The sequence below is a fragment of the Ruoffia sp. FAM 26255 genome (genome assembly GCF_045528525.1).
In the GTDB taxonomy this organism is placed as follows: domain Bacteria; phylum Bacillota; class Bacilli; order Lactobacillales; family Aerococcaceae; genus Ruoffia; species Ruoffia tabacinasalis.
Map to the genome: position 1 here is coordinate 1 of NZ_JBGQQX010000045.1, position 17751 is coordinate 17751.

Below are 17751 nucleotides of genomic sequence, written 5' to 3' on the forward strand. Positions count from 1 at the left end.
TTCTTCTGTTACAACCCGAAGGAATAAAATTCCTAGAAAATCTTTAAACTATAAGACTCCGTTGGAAGTCTTTCTTGAGAATGTATCAGGGTTAGATTATTTCTAGCTTAATTTGACAAATGAAATAGTTAAAAGTTTCAATCTCGAATTCTTTTTCGGTTGCTTCAATAACGGCAACATCCATGAGGTTTTTTAAACCTGTTTGGTAATAACTGTTTAAAAATGCATGATGGAGAACGCGTTTATTCTCATTGCCGTCAATATCGAGATGATATTGTAGGACGATTTTATCTTGAGTAAGTGTTCCTGTTTTATCAGTACAAAGAACATCTATGGCTCCAAAATTCTGAATTGAGTTTAGGTTTCGAATGACTGTCCCTTTTTTTGCCATAGTACTTGCACCTTTGACTAAGTTAGAAGTGACAATCATGGGTAACATTTCTGGGGTGAGGCCAACCGCAACTGAAATTCCAAAAAGTAAAGCTTGTAACCAATCATCTTTTGTTAAGCCATTAATCAGAATGACAGTTGGAGCAAGGACCATCATGAAGCGAATAAGTAATTGAGATGTGCTTTCGATTCCTTTATCAAAGCTAGTTTTTACCGGTTCTTGATTGAGATCTTGAGCAATTTGTCCGAATAGAGTATTGTTTGCAGTTCGTACAACAATACCTTCAGCAGTTCCGCTCACAACTTCGCTTCCCATATATGCTAACGTGTCGTAGTTCGTTTCAGATTCGGATTCTGTAATAATCGTGTTCGCGAATTTTTCAACCGGGTAACTTTCTCCAGTCAGGGATGTTTGAGAGATGAATAAGTCTTTCGTCTGGATTAAACGAATATCTGACGGAATCATATCCCCGGCTGAAAGGTGTACAATGTCACCTAAGACAATATTTTCTGTTGGGATTTCTCTAAACGTTCCTTCGCGTTTCACCGTTGAAGTAACTTCAACTAATTGATTTAAAGCTTGAGCCGCACGGTTTGACCGAACAGATTGAATAAATGACATCATGCCACTAAGTAAAACAAGCAAAATGATAATGACCGCACTGGTCGCATCTTTCTCGCCTGGATTGACTAGAATATACTCAGTTAAAAATGAAATGCATGCCAGTACAATAAGTACGAGTGTAAAGGGAGAAGAGAACGCATCAATAAACACTTTCCATAATGGTTTATCTGCACCATAATTAATTTCGTTCTTTCCATCAATACTTTGAATATCTGCGGCTTCTTGATATGTAAAGCCCTCTTGTTTTATACCTAATTGTTTCATTAAATCTTGAATGCTTAGACTTGCTAAGTCAAAGTAATTTAATAATTTATTGTCTTTCATTGTTACTGCCTCCTTAATTAATATTAATGAGACTTCAAAAGTGTGAGACATCAGGAGATTATGACAGTCAACAAATAGGCACGACCTGATGCATCGACGATATTTATTTGAAATCTCTGTATCCTGGACGAGTCCATTTGTTTTCCCTCCTTTTTTTAATTAATCGTTGGAAATTCATAAGAAATAGAAAAAGCCCTCACTTATGCAAGCGAGGACACAAAAAAACGCACAAAAAAATTTATACGGATTCTTTGTGGAGTTTCAGCACTATACATCGTAAACAATTCGTGTTAGCTACATTATGAAAAGCCTTATTTCGACAATTCCTGTTATACCCATTGGCGTCTCTGGACGTTTTTGGGCAATAGCCTATGTATGTATAGGAGCCTCACCTAACAAATCTTATTAAATTTTCCAAACTCAATCATATCACGCAGGAAGAAAAAGTCAAATTTAATTTTAAAAAATAAGCATTCTATCTATTTTGTTAGACAGAATGCTTTTAAAATTTGTATTTTGTTTTAATCAGTACTGTGCTTCTTACGGAAAGCAGAGGGTGTACAGTGATTTGACTCTTTAAAGGTCTTTGAGAAATGAGATGGTGAGTGAAAACCAACCATATCAGAAATCTTAGAAATGGTAATGTTTGAAGTAGCGAGTAACTTCTCAGCTTCGGCTAAACGCACATGAATTAAGTAATCAATGGGTGATAGACCCGTTTTTTGCTTAAATAGACGAATTAAATAGTACTTGTTGATTCCAACGTGATTTGATAAATCATCCAATGAGATTTTTTGTGAATAATTTTTACGAATGTATTGTTGAATACGTTCGATTTCATCATTCTTCACTTGAACACTTGCATCTTTAATTGATAACTCACTATTCTTAAGTACGTGCACCATAATACATTCAAGTAATTTCTTAAGAATTAATTCTGTTCCACGGAAACGATGTGTATGTTCTAAGATAGCAAGATCTAAGTAACGTTTAATTGATTGTGATGTATCTTCAGTTACGAACATCTGGCTTTTTGAATCAATATCAAGGCTTGAAGTAAATAAAATGCCAGTCAAAGTGATTTTAATCCACTCAACTTTACGGATTGTTGTTAATTCCAATGTTGTTTCAGGATTAAGTAAAATCATGTCGCGTTTCTTAACTTGACCTTCTCGATCATTTACATTGAAATCTGCCGCACCTTTAACGATGTATAATAATGTTAAATTGTTTTCTGAAAAAACAGTAATAGATTTACCTGTTGTTGGAATACTTTCAGTTTCGATTGACTGTAATTTAATTGAAGACGAATTAATATTTGATATATACATAAACCTAACCTCCTTTTTTCAAAAATTGAGTAATCATTTTTATAAATACATTATATTACACATAATGAATAATATAAATGTTTTTTACTAAATTCTTACGATTTTTTTATCAGCATCTTGCTAATGACTACGAAAACATACTCAAGTCTTGACTCACAAACAATATTAACATGCTAACTTCAACAAATAAAATAAAATATATATATTTTGTAAAAGTATTATTTTGTTTTTAAATTTCGTGGGGAATACCCAAAAAATTCCTTGAATTTTGTAGAAAAATGGTTTGATGATTTATAACCACATTCTTTTGCGATGTCTTGTATTGATTTGTGCGTATTTTCTAACAAAAAGTGTGAATGATTCATCCGACAGCGAATGATATATTGATGGGGCGTCAAGCCCAATTCATCATGAAAAACAGTAATAAAATAATCTGAACTTAATTGTGTTTGCGCTGCAACATCCTTGACAGAGATTTTTTTGTGAAAATTATGTTCGATAAAATACTGGGCTTGGCGAACATTTTCGCTGATATGGAAGTGTTCAGGGCCATCATACGTTTGAGTCGTGTTAATATTGTCATAAATCATAACTAAATTGAAAATATGTTCCATTATAGCATTAAAATGTCTCGAAGGGGAATTAATTTCATTTAACAAGAGTGTTACAACATGTTTTAGACTATTATTATCTATATTGACTATCTTAAATTGGTCAAGATTTCTCTCATCCTGCTCCCGTTGGTTCACTGTGTATTCAATTATGTGTAGATCTAATGGGAAATGTTCGTTAGATGATAGGTTAAAGGGGATGAGTTTAGGGATAAGTATGCAAAAAGGACCTTCAAAACTGAAGGTCTCATATTTTGTTGTTAATTCTCCTGCTCCTTGCGTAACATATAGAAAAGTATAAGTTGCAAAGCCTGGGTAATTCACTGAGTTACCCGCTGCAACGGTATCTGAATGAATACGAAAAGGATAATAGAGAGAATCTGAACGATTTATTCGGTTATGTAGGTTTTTGTTCATCATCTTTATAAGAAAAAATTAGCCAATAACTTCGTAGTCACTTGGATCTAACTGGCTTGCTGCAGCTTTATCTAACAAGATGACAGTATTTGAGTGGTTTTTTAAGACACTTGCTGGAACATCAGGAGTAACTTCACCATGGACAGTCTCTTTAATTGCTTTTGCTTTGTTTTCTCCGAAAGCCATCAATATAATTTGTTTGGATTCTAAGATAGAACCAATCCCCATTGAGAAAGCTTTTTTAGGAACATCTGCTTCGGATTCGAAGTTACGTTTGTTTGCTTGGATTGTTTCATCAGTTAAATCAACTAAACGCGTTTTTGAATCGAAGGGACTACCAGGCTCGTTGAAACCAATGTGTCCGTTTGAACCGATACCTAAAATTTGTAAATCAACTGGGTTCTCGCTTAAAATTGTGTTGTAATCTTCAATTTCTTTCTCAACATCTGTTGCTGTTCCATTAGGAATATGCGTTTGTGCAAATGGTTTTGCATCAAATAAATGTTTTTTCATGAAGTAAGCATAGCTTTGATCGTTATCAGCCGGTAAACCGTAATATTCATCTAAGTTTACTGCTTTAGCGTCAGTAAAGTCTAAATCAGAGTCACGGATAATTGAGTATAATTCCTCAGGCGTCGACCCTGTAGCTAGACCAAATGTGTTTGCGCCAGATTCTAAAGCTTTTGCCACTAAATCGTAAGCGTATTGTGATGCTTCTAGGGATGTTTCAAATACAAAAATATTCATGTATATCCTCCTTGTTAATTATATAATTTATTTTACTTTATAACTTCTATATTATGCAAGTTTTTATTTGTATTTTACAGTAATATGACAGAATAGTTTCTATTTATATTAAATTTATTATGATATGGCTACAAATGTATGTTAATCGACTTCTTTAGTAAATATTATGATATATTTATTTTAAGGAAAAATTAAACTAAAGGAGGCTCTTATGAATTGTAATAAGCGTAAGCAAAATTTCTTCTTGGGCTTAGTTGTTTTGTTGCTTTTAATTTTTATAAGTAGCCAAACACCTCTCGTTCAAGTAGCAGCCATTGATAACTCTTCAAACGAAGGAAGTTATTTAGAAGATGGTCGTGATGATTTTGAACAACCCATTGCAGATGGTGAAGAAGGGGAGTTACCACCTCCACCAGATCCACCTGAAAATATTGAATCTGAACCTGAAGAATCGAGCAGTGATGAATCAGAAACACCGCCAGAGTCATCAAATCCAGGTTCAAGCCAAGAAACAGGTTCAAGCCAAGAAAGCGGAGAAGAAGTGGAATCCTCTTCACAATCAAGTGAAGTAGATAATAGCTCAAGCAGTCGACCAGAATCCTCAACGATAGAAACACCTGGAGATATGGATTCTTCTGAAAGTGTGGATGAAACACCTGAAGGCGACGAATCAACTCAAGGAAACGAAGCAAACACGTCACCATTTGGGACAGTTATGGCTTCAAACAGTAATAACTCAAATTTATCATTTCGTCAATTTGCTAATATAATGGTGGAATTTGGGAGAAGACAAAGATATTCTATACCGATGATTTCCAAAGCTTTAATTAGTGCGGATTTTGTTCCGGTGTATTGGTCAAGTTCATTCATGCCATTGTCTTATATCTATGAGTTAATTTTTTTCGGATTACAAATTTAAATTATATCTAGAAGAATGTAAACATACGCTGTTTGCATTCTTTTTTTGCATACAAATATGATACAATTAATGGGAATTTAACAACTTTTAGGAGGACTTTCAATTGATTAAAGCAATTATTTTAGATAAAGATGGAACATTAATAGAATTAGGAAGGACTTGGGACCAACCAAGTGTCGATGTGACTAACTTATTATTAGATAAAACCGATTTGAATGATGAAGACAAAGAAGCATTCAGAAAGCATATGGGTGTGGAAGGTGATATAGTTGTGGCTAATTCAATTTATGCTGCGGGCAGTATCATTGACCAAGCTAGAGAATTTAGTAAGATTTTGGATATGCCGGTCTCTGAAATTGAAGAAATCTTAGAAGATACTTATTTAGACTATGTCAAAGGTCACGGTGAGCATGTATTGGTAATGGACGGCGCAATGAATGCACTGGAAGCCCTCAAAGATGATTATATTTTAGCTGTTGTTACCAATGATAATCGCCGGATTGCTGAGGAAACGTTAAAGTTAGCAAACATTGATCAATACTTTGAATTTGTTGGCGGTGCCGATGACTTTGGACCAAAGCCAAACCCAACTGCTCTTCACGAAATTGCCAGACGATATGATATTCGTTTAGATGAGATGATTTATGTCGGCGACTCAACGGTTGATATGGAGTATGGAAAGCATACACATGCATCGATTGGTTTAGCTACTGAAGAAAGTCACCGTGAGCATCTTAAAGAAGCGGATTATATTATTAGCCACTTTGATGAATTGCTAGATACGTTAGATATTATTAATGCAGCTCAGTAAAAGACATTTAGAAAGGAATTAAGTAAATGAACAATAAAAAAAGTCTTAGCCTCCTTGTGTTGGCGCTTTTATTCGGGTTATCTTCACCTGTCATAACAACTTTTGCAGAAAATATCTCTCCCATCGAATCAGTTGAGTGGGGGAAAGAGTCTACATCGGAAGGCCCATCTGAAGAAGAAAGTCAAGAAAGTTCTGAAGAATCGGTAGAGGAGACTTCAGAAGAGGCAACAGAGGATGCATCAACTGAAGAGAGTCCGGAAGTTGAAAGTATTGTAGAAACTGAGGAAGTACCAATGGAATCAGCTTTGGATACTTCTTCACCGCTTGCCTTTTTAGAAGGCGTGAGTCAGTTAGATCAACGTTCAGTTGAATATGCAAGTTTTGTTGTTGTCGGTGAGGAAATGGATTTAATCTCTCAAAACTCATTGAAAGACGGGGATAAATATTATACCGCTCAATTAAGACCTCCTTATTTACCGAATGCCATCTTCTCAAGAAGTGACCGTGAGTCCATTCAAGAAGCACATATTTCAGTGGATGATTTAATTCAATATGCTGCCGATGCTTTGAATACACAGCCTCAAATTTATGCTGGGACGGTCGTGGAAGATTTTTATGTCTTCACTCAAGAAAACTATGACGAACTTCAAGGGAAAGTTGTGCAATTGGATTCGACTGAAGGTGGTTTAAATAGTGCCAATTTAGAAATGTTTCGAGTGGAAGATTTCTTAACAGAAGTTGCGATCGAGTGGTTGGGTCATGAAGAAGTCATCAATGCGTTTGAAGCGAACGAGATGGGCGAGCAAGTCATGATTGCGGGTGACATTGGAGCACTTTACAATGAAATTGCGCAAGCGAAACAGGAAGAATACCCAGAGTTATCTGAGTTCTTCGATCGAGCGACAACGGCGATTGAAGGGACGATGAACGTCGACTACGAGAACGGTGTGTTCGGCATGGGACTTGTTGCGATGAATGATGAGGAGCAAATGACGGGTATTGAATTATACTTACTTGAAAGTGCGGGGACGATCATTGATTTCACAGATGAGATCGTTTATTCCTATGAAGAGTTCGCTGAATTTGTAGGCTTTGATGTTATTCAAGAAATCAATAAACTAGAAGCAACACTCACACCAGATATGTTCGAGACAACAGAAGAATAGAGGTAAGTTATGCAAGGTGTATGGAAAGAATTAAAGAGACCATGGTCCGATCAAGTAAAAGGGAGTTGGTGGAAAGCCCCGCTTTTGATTGCTGCCTACTTTTATGTACGGGTCTTAGCTGAGACATGGGTCATTCGGAGAGGTGCGCTAAATGCTGAAGTTGAATTAACTGTTGAAACTTTGACAGAAGGTAATTTACTTAATTTAATGACGCATGCACCGATGGAGTATTTTCTACAGACGCTTGGTCTAACAGTTTTAATCATTGTGACAGGCAAGCTTTTAGGCTTTAAATTTTTTGATTTTAAAACTTTTACTTGGCAAAATATTGCCACAGCATTGAAAATATATGTATTCATTTATTTACTTCAAGTGCTACTTAATATGATTATTATGTTTGCGGCACCGGATTATGTTCAACCAGGGAACCAAACGGCGGTCGAGTCCTTAGTTCAAAATATGAACCCAATTTTAATGTTTATTAATATCGTTATTTTAACGCCGATTACTGAGGAGTATATCTTAAGAGGACTAATCATGAAGTATACATTCTCTTTAATGCCAATCATTGGGGCATTTGTGGCTGCAGTCATCTTTACGATGTTACATGGTCCAGCTAACTGGATTGATTTCATGGTGTACTTTGTATTATCTGCAGGGTTTACCTTTGTTTATTTATATACGAGACGCCTTGAATATTCAATTCTTTTACATATCATTCAAAACTTCATTGGATTTATGTCAATACAAATGCTATAATTCTATGGTGATAACCAAATTATAATATTTGTAAAATGAGAGGTGACAATATGTCTCAATATGAATGCCTAAATGACGAAGCCATAGATTTGGAAATGGCTAACGTTAAAAATATAATTGACACTAATATAGTAGAAGGTAAAGCTGATATATTTAAAGTATTAGGTGATTTAAATCGAATTAAAATCGTAGAACTCCTAGCGCACTATAAGCAATTATGCGTGTATGAAATTTCACGATTTATCGATGCGTCAGTCGCAACGACGTCTCATCACTTAATTACATTACGTAACAGTGGTGTGATAACGTCAGAAAAACACGGTAAACGTGTTGTTTATGCCTTAGAAAATGAAGATGTGATGTCTTTACTAGATGTAGCGAAAGATATTTCGATGATGACTGAAAAAGTTTAATAGGAAAATTATAAAAGACCGCAAAGAAAGTACTCTCGGTAACCGCAGGTGAGAAAACTTTAATTTGTGGTCTTTTTTGTATAGAATGGTAGAAGTATTATTAAGGAGTGTGAATTATGACAAACGAAGAAAAATTTAACAGTGATCGATTTGAACAGCCAGGACCAAGTTATCAAGCTGTTACAACGGAAATAACAGAAGACAATGAACAACGTATAATTTTAACAGATGTTGTTTCTGAACAACCTGAAAAGAAAGAGAAGTTTATTCCAGAATTTCAAGCAGAGTTAAAAACAAGAATTGTTGAAATGCCTGATGCGATCTATAAAGCATCTGGAGTGAAAATATTAGGAAAACGGATTAAATCACTTTTATTTACAACGGATGTAGCGATTATCAAAAACAGTAATGCTCAATCTGTGATTGCTGTCTATCCATTTACACCACAATTAACAATTATGCAATCGATCGTCGATGTTTCTTCAGTGCCTGTATTCCTTGGAGTGGGTGGCGGAACGACAACGGGTCAACGAAGTGTAGACCTTGCCTTTCAAGCTGAACAAATGGGAGCTTACGGTGTCATTGTCAATGCACCGATGAAGAAAGAAGTGATTACAGAAATTAATAAATGCATCGATGTACCAGTGATTGCAACGATTGCAAGTGATAAAGATGATTATATTACGAAGCTAAACGCTGGAGCAGATATGCTAAACGTATCGGCAGGAGCCAATACAGCAGCCTTAGTTAAACAAATCCGTGATGAAGTTGGACCAATGGTGCCAATCATAGCGACCGGAGGGCCAACTGAGGAATCAATTGAAGAAACGATCGAAGCGGGTGCGAATGCTATTACCTTTACACCACCGACAAGTGCTGAAATATTTGCAGAAGTCATGGTTAATTATCGTTCGCAGTCTAACTAAATTACAAATCAGAATTATTACATTGAGCAAGGGGTTGAGAATCACTCAACCTTTTGGCTCTTTTTTCATAGGCATTCTTATGAGTTTTCTAAGATGTGTAACAGAAATTGTGAAAACTTTTTGCGATCACCATCTGTAAAAGCTTTAGGTCCTTTAGTACGTATACCACTTTGTCTTTCCAAAGCACTAAAGTGTCGGCGATGTAAAAGCAGATCGATATTTTCTTGGGTATATTCGTAACTATTGTGGTGAATGACGCGACATTTCTTAGGCAGTAATAATGAGGCAAGACCGTAATCTTGAGTCACGATGATGTCTCTCGGTTGAGCAAGTTGAACGATTTTAAAGTCAGCGCGGTCTGTACCGGTCTCAACATAGATGACTTTGACAAAGTCTGGATAAGTGTCGAAGGTATAATGAGATATACTAGAGACAATGACAACTTCGAGATGAAATTTTTCAGCTAGTTGGATGACTTCGTTTTTAATAGGACTAGCATCTGCATCGATGAGTATTTTCATAATGGAACTCCTTTCTTAAGTTTAGAGTTGAATTTCATATGAGTATTATGATAAATCAGGGACAAAAAGTCAAAAAAACAAAATAATACTATAGATTAATAGTCTTATGAGAAAATATTTACTATAATAAATAGTAGTTAAAAATAAGTATTATGGAGGGGATGCAAAGAATGAAACCAGAGAAAAAGTCAACGCTAGAACGCGTGGGTGTTCTTGCAGTGGCATTTATTGTTCAGATTGTGTGGTTTGTCATCATTATGAACAATATTGTTGCTTATTCAGCTTATATTCAGTTTGCTTTCACTTTTGCATCAATTATCATGGTTTTGTATCTAGTGAATAAAGATGAGAGTCCAGCATATCGAATGAGTTGGATCATTGCCATTACATTATTCCCCTTATTTGGTGGGATACTGTATTTAATGATAGGTAACAAGCGACCAATAATTTGGATGCGTCGAAGCGTGGATTTATTGCAAAAGCTGCATTCAAAAGAAATGACATCGGTTCCATCAGCGCAAGAATATTTAGAGAAGAAAGATAAAAGACTTTCTGCTTTAAGTCAATATATAAGCAATTATGCGCATATGCCGGTGTATACAAATACTGATGCAAAGTATTTTCCGAATGGAGAATCGATGATGTCATCATTAATATATGACTTGAAACAAGCAAAGAGTACAATTTTTATTGAGTTTTTCATCGTAGAAACAGGCGTAATGTTTGATTCGATTTTTGAAGTATTAAAGGAAAAGGCCAAAGAAGGTGTCGATGTTCGGTTCTTATATGATGATTTTGGATCTATTACACGTCTACCTAAAGATTTTGATGAGCAACTTGAAGAGTTAGGTATTAAAGCCTTAAAGTTTAATCCGGTAAAGCCATTAATTTCAATGGTCTATAATACTCGTGACCATCGAAAGTTTGTCATTATTGATAGTGAGATTGGTTATACAGGTGGTTTAAATATTGCGGATGAATATATTAATATGAAGGAACGATTTGGTTATTGGAAAGATAATATGGTTCGAATTCAAGGGCCAGCAACATGGAATTTAACGAATTTATTCTTAAATATGTGGAATTCTTTTTATTATACGGACGAATCCTATGAGCCATTTCGCATTGATCATATTATGAATGAAACACGCGAATTACAAGAAGATGAAACAGCGATGGATGAGATGGGCTTTGTTCAGCCTTTTGGAGATACACCTTTGGATGTTGAACCCGTAGGGGAGAATGTCTACCGTGAAATTTTAAATAATGCCCAAGATTATGTGTATATTTATACACCGTATCTCGTGATTTCATATGAATTACAAACAGCGATGCAATTAGCCGCTAAGCGCGGGGTGGATGTTCGTTTAATGACACCCGGCATTCCGGACAAAAAGATGGTATTTAGGCTGACACGTTCATATTATAGACCGTTAATGAAAGCTGGGATTAAAATTTATGAATATACACCCGGCTTCTTGCATGCAAAAACGTTTGTTTCAGATGATAAAGTAGCGACCGTCGGTACGATTAATTTAGATTATCGGTCACTTTATTTGCACTTTGAAACGAGCACGATGTTTTATTATCATCCAGTGATTGAAGATATTAGTAAAGATTTTCTAGAATCTCAAGCGAAATCTAGACGTATCCAGTTACAAGATATTAAAGTGGGTCTCATTGGTAGTGTTTGGGACGCAGTTCTTCGACTTATAGCACCATTTGTTTAAAAAAACCAAAAAAATGGAGGAGCAATTATGAAATGGGAAGATTTACGTCGTAGTAAAAATGTTCAAGATCGTCGCGGTCAATCAGGTGGTTTAGGTCGTAACCGAGGGGGCTCACGCTCATCGATGGGCGGGGGGTTATTAAATCTGTTGTTTCTTATACCCGGTAAAGGTAAGTGGATTGTCCTCGCCGTCATTCTTTTCTCCGTCTTAGGCGGGGGCACATTAGGTGGCTTTGGTGATTTACTTGGCGGTAACAATATGAACCAACCAACAAATGAAATTCAAGTGAATAATGAAGCGCAACAAAGTGAGACAGGCGTTACTGATGATGAGTTTAACTTTGTCTCTTCTGTATTAGCTAGTACAGAAGATTTTTGGAATGAGTCATTTTCTACTGAGAATATGACTTATGACGAGCCAGGTATGGTAATATATGAAGGTGGGACTGCAACGTCTGGTTGTGGTTTTGGAAGTTCTCAAGCAGGTCCGTTCTATTGCCCTGCCGATGCGAATGTCTATATTGATTTATCTTTCTGGCGTGATTTATCGCAACAATATGGGGCGCCAGGAGATTTTGCGATGGCCTATGTTGTTGCTCATGAGGTAGGTCATCATATCCAAAATGAAATAGGTGTGATGGATGAATATAACGAACTGAGAAGAAGATTGTCAGAGACAGAAGCGAATGAACTAAATGTGCGTTTAGAATTACAAGCGGATTACTTTGCCGGAGCTTGGGCTAAATATGCTCAAGAAGAAGGCTTGTTAGAATCCGGAGATATTAATGAAGCCTTACAAGCAGCATTTGCGGTTGGAGACGATACGATTCAAGAACGGGCAACCGGTCGGGTTGTACCAGATAGTTTCACTCACGGATCAGCAGAGCAACGTCAAGCTTGGTTTATGCGCGGCTTTGAATATGGAGATTTTGAACACGGAGATACATTTAATACGTATTTGGAGAATGAATAAAAAGTAAAAAATGAAGGTAGGTCTACTTGTTGTAATGAAATTTATATCAGAGTTTATCAAATCAGATGTTGGAAAAATATTATTATCGGTACTTGGGATGTTTTTAGTATTGGGTGTTTTATATAGTGCTTTCTATCCGTCAGAAGAAGAGAGATTACAAGCAGCCCAAGAAGATATTAGTATCTTGTTTGAGGATCAAAATAATCAAGTATTAAGATCCGATGTCACCCAAGAGGAGATTCAGCAAGCAGAAATATCTGCCAATAAGCTACCTTCAGACTCAAGAGAAGAATTAAATAATACAGTTGACGAAGCTCAAGCGCAGTTTGAAGTCTTAGAAGCCTTATCACCGGTATTCGCAGGGAATCCTTTAATGGATGAAGTCCCTTTAGTTAGAGAAGGAGTTACGCCTGATTTAATTGCTCAAACTCAAAGTGCTTTACCAGATGAAGAGAATGAATATGTGGCTAAAGGCAATGATTTATTAAATCAAGCCCCTGGAAAATTACAAGAGATGGATGCATTAAGAAGTGAGCTGGAGAATTTTACAAGTATTGAAACAGTGACTCGTAGTAACTTATATGAAGTTGTTCAGTTAGCTAATGAGTTAACCGATAAAGCAGGTCACTTTACGGATCAGCCGTATATGGCGCAAACTTATGAGTCATATCATCTATCAATGGATAATTTAGTCGCGGCGATTATAAACGGGCATAGTTACGGAAATTATGAGCAGCCAACCTTGGATGCGATTTTCGCAAACCCAGTACTGAGTGAACGACTAAAAGGAACACCACTCAATCCGTCGCCTCAAATTGCTTTAACTTTCGATGATGGACCAAATATGGAATATACCCCGCAAATCTTAGAGATACTTGCAGAAAATGGTGTGAAAGCAACATTCTTCGTCTATGGGGCTTATGTTGATGATCATCCTGAGATGGCAAGACGCATAGTTGAAGAAGGACATATCATTGCGAACCATAGTTATTCACATCCTGATTTCAGCCAGATTTCGGATGAAGAAGTAATTCAGGAAATCGAATGGACGCAAGAATCAATTGTGGATGCAACGGGCGTTGCACCAACCTTATACCGAATGCCATTTGGTGCGGGAGGTCCTCGGGTTGTTCGTCTACTTTCAGATATGACGTCAATTATTTGGAATGTGGATTCCTTAGACTGGGAACTTCAAGATGCGGAGTTAATTTATCAGAATGTGATGGCGAATTTATCGAATGATATGCTCGTTCTAATGCATGATACTGCGCAATATACCGTTGATGCTGTGGCGCGCTTCGTCCCTGAATTAATTGAACAAGGGTATGAATTCGTGACACCGATGGAATTAGATTTCCAACACCGTTTCTTTGCGGAATAATTTATAAAATAATCTAAATGCAGCCGTTGTGAAAATGCAACGGCTGCATTGATATAATAGACGAAAGCCCTTTAATAATCTATAATATTAAAGAGAAGATAAGTGAGAGGAGTGACAAGATGAAAGAACGAGACGTTCAAAAAGAACCATTAGACCAAATAACCATTCAAGAGGATGAGTCTGTAAAAGTCTTTGAAGGGTTAAAAAATTCAGCTATTATGAGTAATCCGCAATTATTAGATATACTTGATTTAAATGCTGAGCAACTAACTTATTATTTAGAAGATACGATCTTAGATAATCCTTTTATCGATTTAGAGTATAGTATTGAACAACAAATCCCTGCTTTTAAGCGTTTTGAAGGTACGAAACAAGCCGAAGAATTAAAAGAGAGTACCCAAAGTTTAGATACGTATTTGTTTGAGCAAATATTATTATATCGCCATACTGATATCCGTGATGCAATGGTTAAATCGATAGAATACTTAGATGAAAGAGGCTATTTACCATATACAGTAGAAGAATTAGCTAAGAAAATTGATATGCCAGTGATCGTTACATTAGATGCGGTGACATTAATTAAGCAATTGGAACCTGCTGGTATCGGGGCTTATGATTTAAAAGAGTCGATGATGATACAAACGGAACAGGACTTACATGCACCAAATGTTGCATACTATTTATTAGAAGTGTTTTTCGAAGAGTTACGTGATAAAGATTACGCTGAGATTCAAGATCAGACGCAAATTTCTTATGAAGAGATTATGGAAAGTGTAAATTACTTCCATACATTGCGCACCAACCCAGCTGCTTTATTTAATCAAGTCGACAAGATTAACTTGATTCCGGATGTAACTGTTACGCCAGTCGGCGACGGCTTACAAATACGCTATAATCGTCAATACTATCCAAAAATTTCTTTTAACCAGACTTATTTTGATGAGATGGCAGCGAAAAAAGATGAAGAGTTAAATAATTATATTGAGCCGCATGAAGAAGGCTACCAACGCCTAGCAGATAACTTGCGTATCCGCGAACAACTAATTTTAGAAGTGGTCATGTGTATGGTTAAAGCCCACAAACGTTATTTCTTAGGGAAAGATGAATATAAGGCAACGTTATCGATGAAGGATATTGCGAAAGAAACCCGCTTACCTGAGCCGATTGTGTACCATATTGCATCAAATAAGAATATCGAATTTAACAAGCAAGTTTCAGCTTTTACAGACTTTATTAATACATCTCGTTCACTAACACGTGATGGACTGTCTGCAAATTATATTAAAGATACGATTAGCCAAATTATTGATGATTCTGATCGAGAGCCCACGGATGAAGAAATCGTAAGCATCTTACTCGAAGATAAGATTATAGTAGGCCAACAAATTGTTAAAAATTACCGTAAAAGTTTAGGTAAATAAACAAAAGCCCGTCACCTTTTTACAGTGTGACGGGCTTTTACTATGTCATAAATTATTATTCAGAATCTGAAGAAGTTTCGCCTTCAGAATCTGCGAGCGAGAAGATACTCGTTGTACTATTATTTAAATGATACGGAGTTAAAGTATCAGCCTCTTCATCGTAATGAGCTAAAAGTACTAAACGGTTTTCTAATTGACTGAGAGCTTCATTTAAGACTAAAATATCATGTTCCTCAATTAAATCCTCAGCTTCTTCATAAGGCATACCAATGACGATACGCGCGATATAATTTGTTTTGCTGCCTAATTCAAGTGAAATTTGGTCCGCAGTAATATTAAGGGGCTCGTAAACTTCATTTTCACTGAAAGTTTCTTGAAGCGTTTCAATCGTTTCAGGGTCAATCTTGTCATAATTCATTTCTTTTTCGTCTTCTGGCATTGCTTCTGTGTAGAATTCATCGATGGCTACACGTAAGTCGCTAATGGGAATTGAATCTGGTAATGTTGTCGCAGGATAGCGATCTTGTCCAATAACTGTTTCATTAAAGACATTGTCAAAGGTATCATTCGCTGGCGTTGATTCAGTTGACTCTTGAGCAACTTCCTCGCTGTGACTTTCTGTTTGAGTTGCTTGATTTGGAGATGTGACACTTTCAGGTTCACTTGTAAAGTAACTACACCCACTTAAGGTGAAAATTAGAGTGAGTAGAAAAATTTTTTTCATATATATTTCCTTTCGACATTGAGATTCTTGTAAAATTGTATAAGCATTGTAACATGAATCTATAACAGTAGGATAACAAGTATATTGCAATACACGTCAAATATAAAGTAAATAAAAAACTATGAGACAATTCAAATATTTCTCTCATTGAATTGTAGCTTTTTTAATCAATAAGTTGTAGTATATGACTATGATTTTATTATTGGAAGGATGAGAGTTTTGGCTAAGATAACACCAGAAACGATTAATTGGGGCGAGTTAGGCTTCGGATATATTGATACGGGAAAAAAATTCCGTGCATATTATAAAGATGGCGAGTGGTCTGAAGGACGTATTGAAACAGAAAAGAATGTCTTCATCTCTGAAGCATCAACAGCACTTCATTACGGACAACAAGCCTTTGAAGGAATGAAAGCTTACCGCACTAAAACAGGCGAAATTCAATTATTCCGTCCAGAATTAAATGCACAACGTTTAATAGATTCAGCTGAAAAATTACTAATGCCAGCGTATCCAGAAGAAGATTTTATTAACGCAATTCATGAAGTTGTACGTGCCAATGAAGAGTGGGTCCCTCCTTATGAAAGTGGAGCGACTTTATATATTCGTCCATTATTAATTGGAATCGGCGATACAGTTGGGGTTCAACCTGCAAAAGAATATTTATTCACTGTTTTTGTGACGCCTGTGGGACCGTATTTTAAAGGTGGAATGGCGCCGTCTAAATTCTTAGTGAGTGATTTTGACCGTGCGGCACCAAGAGGAACGGGAGCACAAAAAGTTGGTGGAAACTATGCAAGTAGTTACTTACCAGGAAAACTTGCGAAGGACCAAGGGTATAGTGACGCGATTTATTTAGATCCAGCGACTCATACGAAGATTGAAGAAGTTGGTTCTGCGAATTTCTTCGGTATTACAAAAGATAATAAATTTGTCACACCTAAATCGCCATCGATTCTACCAAGTATTACGAAACGTTCGTTAATTTGGTTAGCAGAAAACCGTTTAGACTTAGAAGTTGTCGAAGGCGATGTTTATGTGGATGAATTAGACCAGTTCAGTGAAACGGGAGCTATGGGTACAGCTGCGGTCATTGCGCCAATCAGTTCAATTACGCATGGTGATAAAGAGTATACTTATACAGACGGTGTTAAAGTAGGGGAAATTACCCAACAACTTTATGCTGAATTAGTAGGAATTCAAAAGGGTGACGTTGAAGCACCTGAAGGCTGGGTTCAAACCGTCGATGTAACTAAATAAGTTTATTAAAGCTGCACTATCGTTTGATAGTGTAGTTTTTTTATTAAAGCGCCGATTGTAAAATTAAGCTAGACAACTAAAACAGCCATTTGTGGTACACTCAACTTGTAATTCCGACCAAAGAATACAAAGGAGTGACCACAAATGACCTACACCCATCTTACCACGGATGAACGGGTGATGATAGAATCATATTACCACCAACATATTCCGGTCTCGACCATTGCCAGTCGTTTAAAACGTTCTAGAACACCCATTTATAACGTCATCAACTTCTTAAAAGAGGGCCATACCGCCATTGAG

Annotated in this window: 18 protein-coding genes, 1 pseudogene and 1 riboswitch; of the genes and pseudogenes, 13 read left to right on the forward strand and 6 right to left on the reverse strand. The window is 36.4% G+C overall.

Features of this window, described 5'->3' with window-relative positions:
- Positions 1-106 (forward strand): annotated as a pseudogene (locus ACEN31_RS08740) (IS30 family transposase); the annotation flags it as partial.
- Here ACEN31_RS08740 and ACEN31_RS08745 read toward each other — a convergent pair.
- The 4 genes from ACEN31_RS08745 to ACEN31_RS08760 all read right to left on the reverse strand — a co-directional run bounded on the left by ACEN31_RS08745 (position 92) and on the right by ACEN31_RS08760 (position 4445).
- Positions 92-1339 (reverse strand): HAD-IC family P-type ATPase, encoded by a 1248-nt coding sequence (locus tag ACEN31_RS08745; RefSeq protein ID WP_407109203.1) that lies wholly within the window; start codon positions 1337-1339, stop codon positions 92-94. The pseudogene ACEN31_RS08740 and the gene ACEN31_RS08745 sit on opposite strands and share 15 nt — an antisense overlap.
- Before the next feature lie 240 nt (positions 1340-1579).
- A riboswitch (M-box (ykoK) riboswitch) is annotated at positions 1580-1746 on the reverse strand.
- A 114-nt stretch (positions 1747-1860) separates the two neighbouring features.
- Positions 1861-2670 carry a helix-turn-helix domain-containing protein gene (locus ACEN31_RS08750; protein ID WP_407089619.1) on the reverse strand — a complete coding sequence of 270 codons (810 nt, stop codon included), beginning with the start codon at positions 2668-2670 and terminating at the stop codon, positions 1861-1863.
- Between the two features lie 218 nt (positions 2671-2888).
- Positions 2889-3698: a helix-turn-helix transcriptional regulator gene (locus ACEN31_RS08755; protein WP_407109204.1), complete on the reverse strand. Its 810-nt coding sequence runs from the start codon at positions 3696-3698 to the stop codon at positions 2889-2891.
- An 18-nt stretch (positions 3699-3716) separates the two neighbouring features.
- Positions 3717-4445 carry a glucosamine-6-phosphate deaminase gene (locus ACEN31_RS08760; protein ID WP_407089616.1) on the reverse strand — a complete coding sequence of 243 codons (729 nt, stop codon included), beginning with the start codon at positions 4443-4445 and terminating at the stop codon, positions 3717-3719.
- A gap of 211 nt (positions 4446-4656) precedes the next feature.
- Here ACEN31_RS08760 and ACEN31_RS08765 point away from each other — a divergent pair, with 211 nt between their 5' ends.
- The 6 genes from ACEN31_RS08765 to ACEN31_RS08790 all read left to right on the forward strand — a co-directional run bounded on the left by ACEN31_RS08765 (position 4657) and on the right by ACEN31_RS08790 (position 9439).
- Positions 4657-5364, forward strand: a complete 708-nt coding sequence (locus tag ACEN31_RS08765) for a hypothetical protein (RefSeq protein WP_407090428.1) — start codon at positions 4657-4659, stop codon at positions 5362-5364.
- A 103-nt stretch (positions 5365-5467) separates the two neighbouring features.
- Positions 5468-6175 (forward strand): HAD family hydrolase, encoded by a 708-nt coding sequence (locus ACEN31_RS08770; protein WP_197103883.1) that lies wholly within the window; start codon positions 5468-5470, stop codon positions 6173-6175.
- A gap of 26 nt (positions 6176-6201) precedes the next feature.
- On the forward strand, positions 6202-7341 hold the full coding sequence (locus ACEN31_RS08775) for a hypothetical protein (protein WP_407090429.1): 1140 nt from the start codon (positions 6202-6204) through the stop codon (positions 7339-7341).
- Positions 7342-7350: 9 nt separating this feature from the next.
- Positions 7351-8100 carry a CPBP family intramembrane glutamic endopeptidase gene (locus tag ACEN31_RS08780; RefSeq protein WP_407090430.1) on the forward strand — a complete coding sequence of 250 codons (750 nt, stop codon included), beginning with the start codon at positions 7351-7353 and terminating at the stop codon, positions 8098-8100.
- A gap of 50 nt (positions 8101-8150) precedes the next feature.
- Complete coding sequence (locus ACEN31_RS08785) at positions 8151-8513, forward strand: ArsR/SmtB family transcription factor (RefSeq protein WP_407090431.1); 363 nt, start codon at positions 8151-8153, stop codon at positions 8511-8513.
- A 308-nt stretch (positions 8514-8821) separates the two neighbouring features.
- Complete coding sequence (locus ACEN31_RS08790; RefSeq protein ID WP_407090448.1) at positions 8822-9439, forward strand: hydrolase; 618 nt, start codon at positions 8822-8824, stop codon at positions 9437-9439.
- A 77-nt stretch (positions 9440-9516) separates the two neighbouring features.
- Here ACEN31_RS08790 and ACEN31_RS08795 read toward each other — a convergent pair whose 3' ends face one another.
- The gene (locus tag ACEN31_RS08795; RefSeq protein ID WP_407090432.1) at positions 9517-9960 is read right to left on the reverse strand and encodes a YaiI/YqxD family protein; all 444 of its coding nucleotides are present in this window, start codon (positions 9958-9960) and stop codon (positions 9517-9519) included.
- Between the two features lie 170 nt (positions 9961-10130).
- Between ACEN31_RS08795 and cls the strand changes: the two genes are divergently transcribed.
- The 4 genes from cls to ACEN31_RS08815 all read left to right on the forward strand — a co-directional run bounded on the left by cls (position 10131) and on the right by ACEN31_RS08815 (position 15464).
- Positions 10131-11690 carry a cardiolipin synthase gene (gene cls / locus ACEN31_RS08800; RefSeq protein ID WP_407090433.1) on the forward strand — a complete coding sequence of 520 codons (1560 nt, stop codon included), beginning with the start codon at positions 10131-10133 and terminating at the stop codon, positions 11688-11690.
- A 27-nt stretch (positions 11691-11717) separates the two neighbouring features.
- A complete protein-coding gene (locus ACEN31_RS08805; RefSeq protein ID WP_407090434.1) occupies positions 11718-12662 on the forward strand; it encodes a neutral zinc metallopeptidase in 945 nt (314 codons plus the stop codon).
- Between the two features lie 34 nt (positions 12663-12696).
- Positions 12697-14043 (forward strand): polysaccharide deacetylase family protein, encoded by a 1347-nt coding sequence (locus tag ACEN31_RS08810; protein WP_407109205.1) that lies wholly within the window; start codon positions 12697-12699, stop codon positions 14041-14043.
- Between the two features lie 119 nt (positions 14044-14162).
- Positions 14163-15464: an RNA polymerase subunit sigma-54 gene (locus ACEN31_RS08815; protein WP_407109206.1), complete on the forward strand. Its 1302-nt coding sequence runs from the start codon at positions 14163-14165 to the stop codon at positions 15462-15464.
- A gap of 55 nt (positions 15465-15519) precedes the next feature.
- Here the strand turns inward: ACEN31_RS08815 and ACEN31_RS08820 are convergent, their stop codons facing one another.
- Positions 15520-16188 (reverse strand): hypothetical protein, encoded by a 669-nt coding sequence (locus ACEN31_RS08820; protein WP_407109207.1) that lies wholly within the window; start codon positions 16186-16188, stop codon positions 15520-15522.
- A gap of 219 nt (positions 16189-16407) precedes the next feature.
- On the opposite strand from ACEN31_RS08820, the gene ACEN31_RS08825 reads away from it, so the two are divergent.
- On the forward strand, positions 16408-17448 hold the full coding sequence (locus ACEN31_RS08825) for a branched-chain amino acid aminotransferase (RefSeq protein WP_407109208.1): 1041 nt from the start codon (positions 16408-16410) through the stop codon (positions 17446-17448).
- A gap of 144 nt (positions 17449-17592) precedes the next feature.
- The coding region (locus tag ACEN31_RS08830; RefSeq protein WP_407109209.1) for a helix-turn-helix domain-containing protein at positions 17593-17751 on the forward strand (159 nt) is incomplete at its 3' end.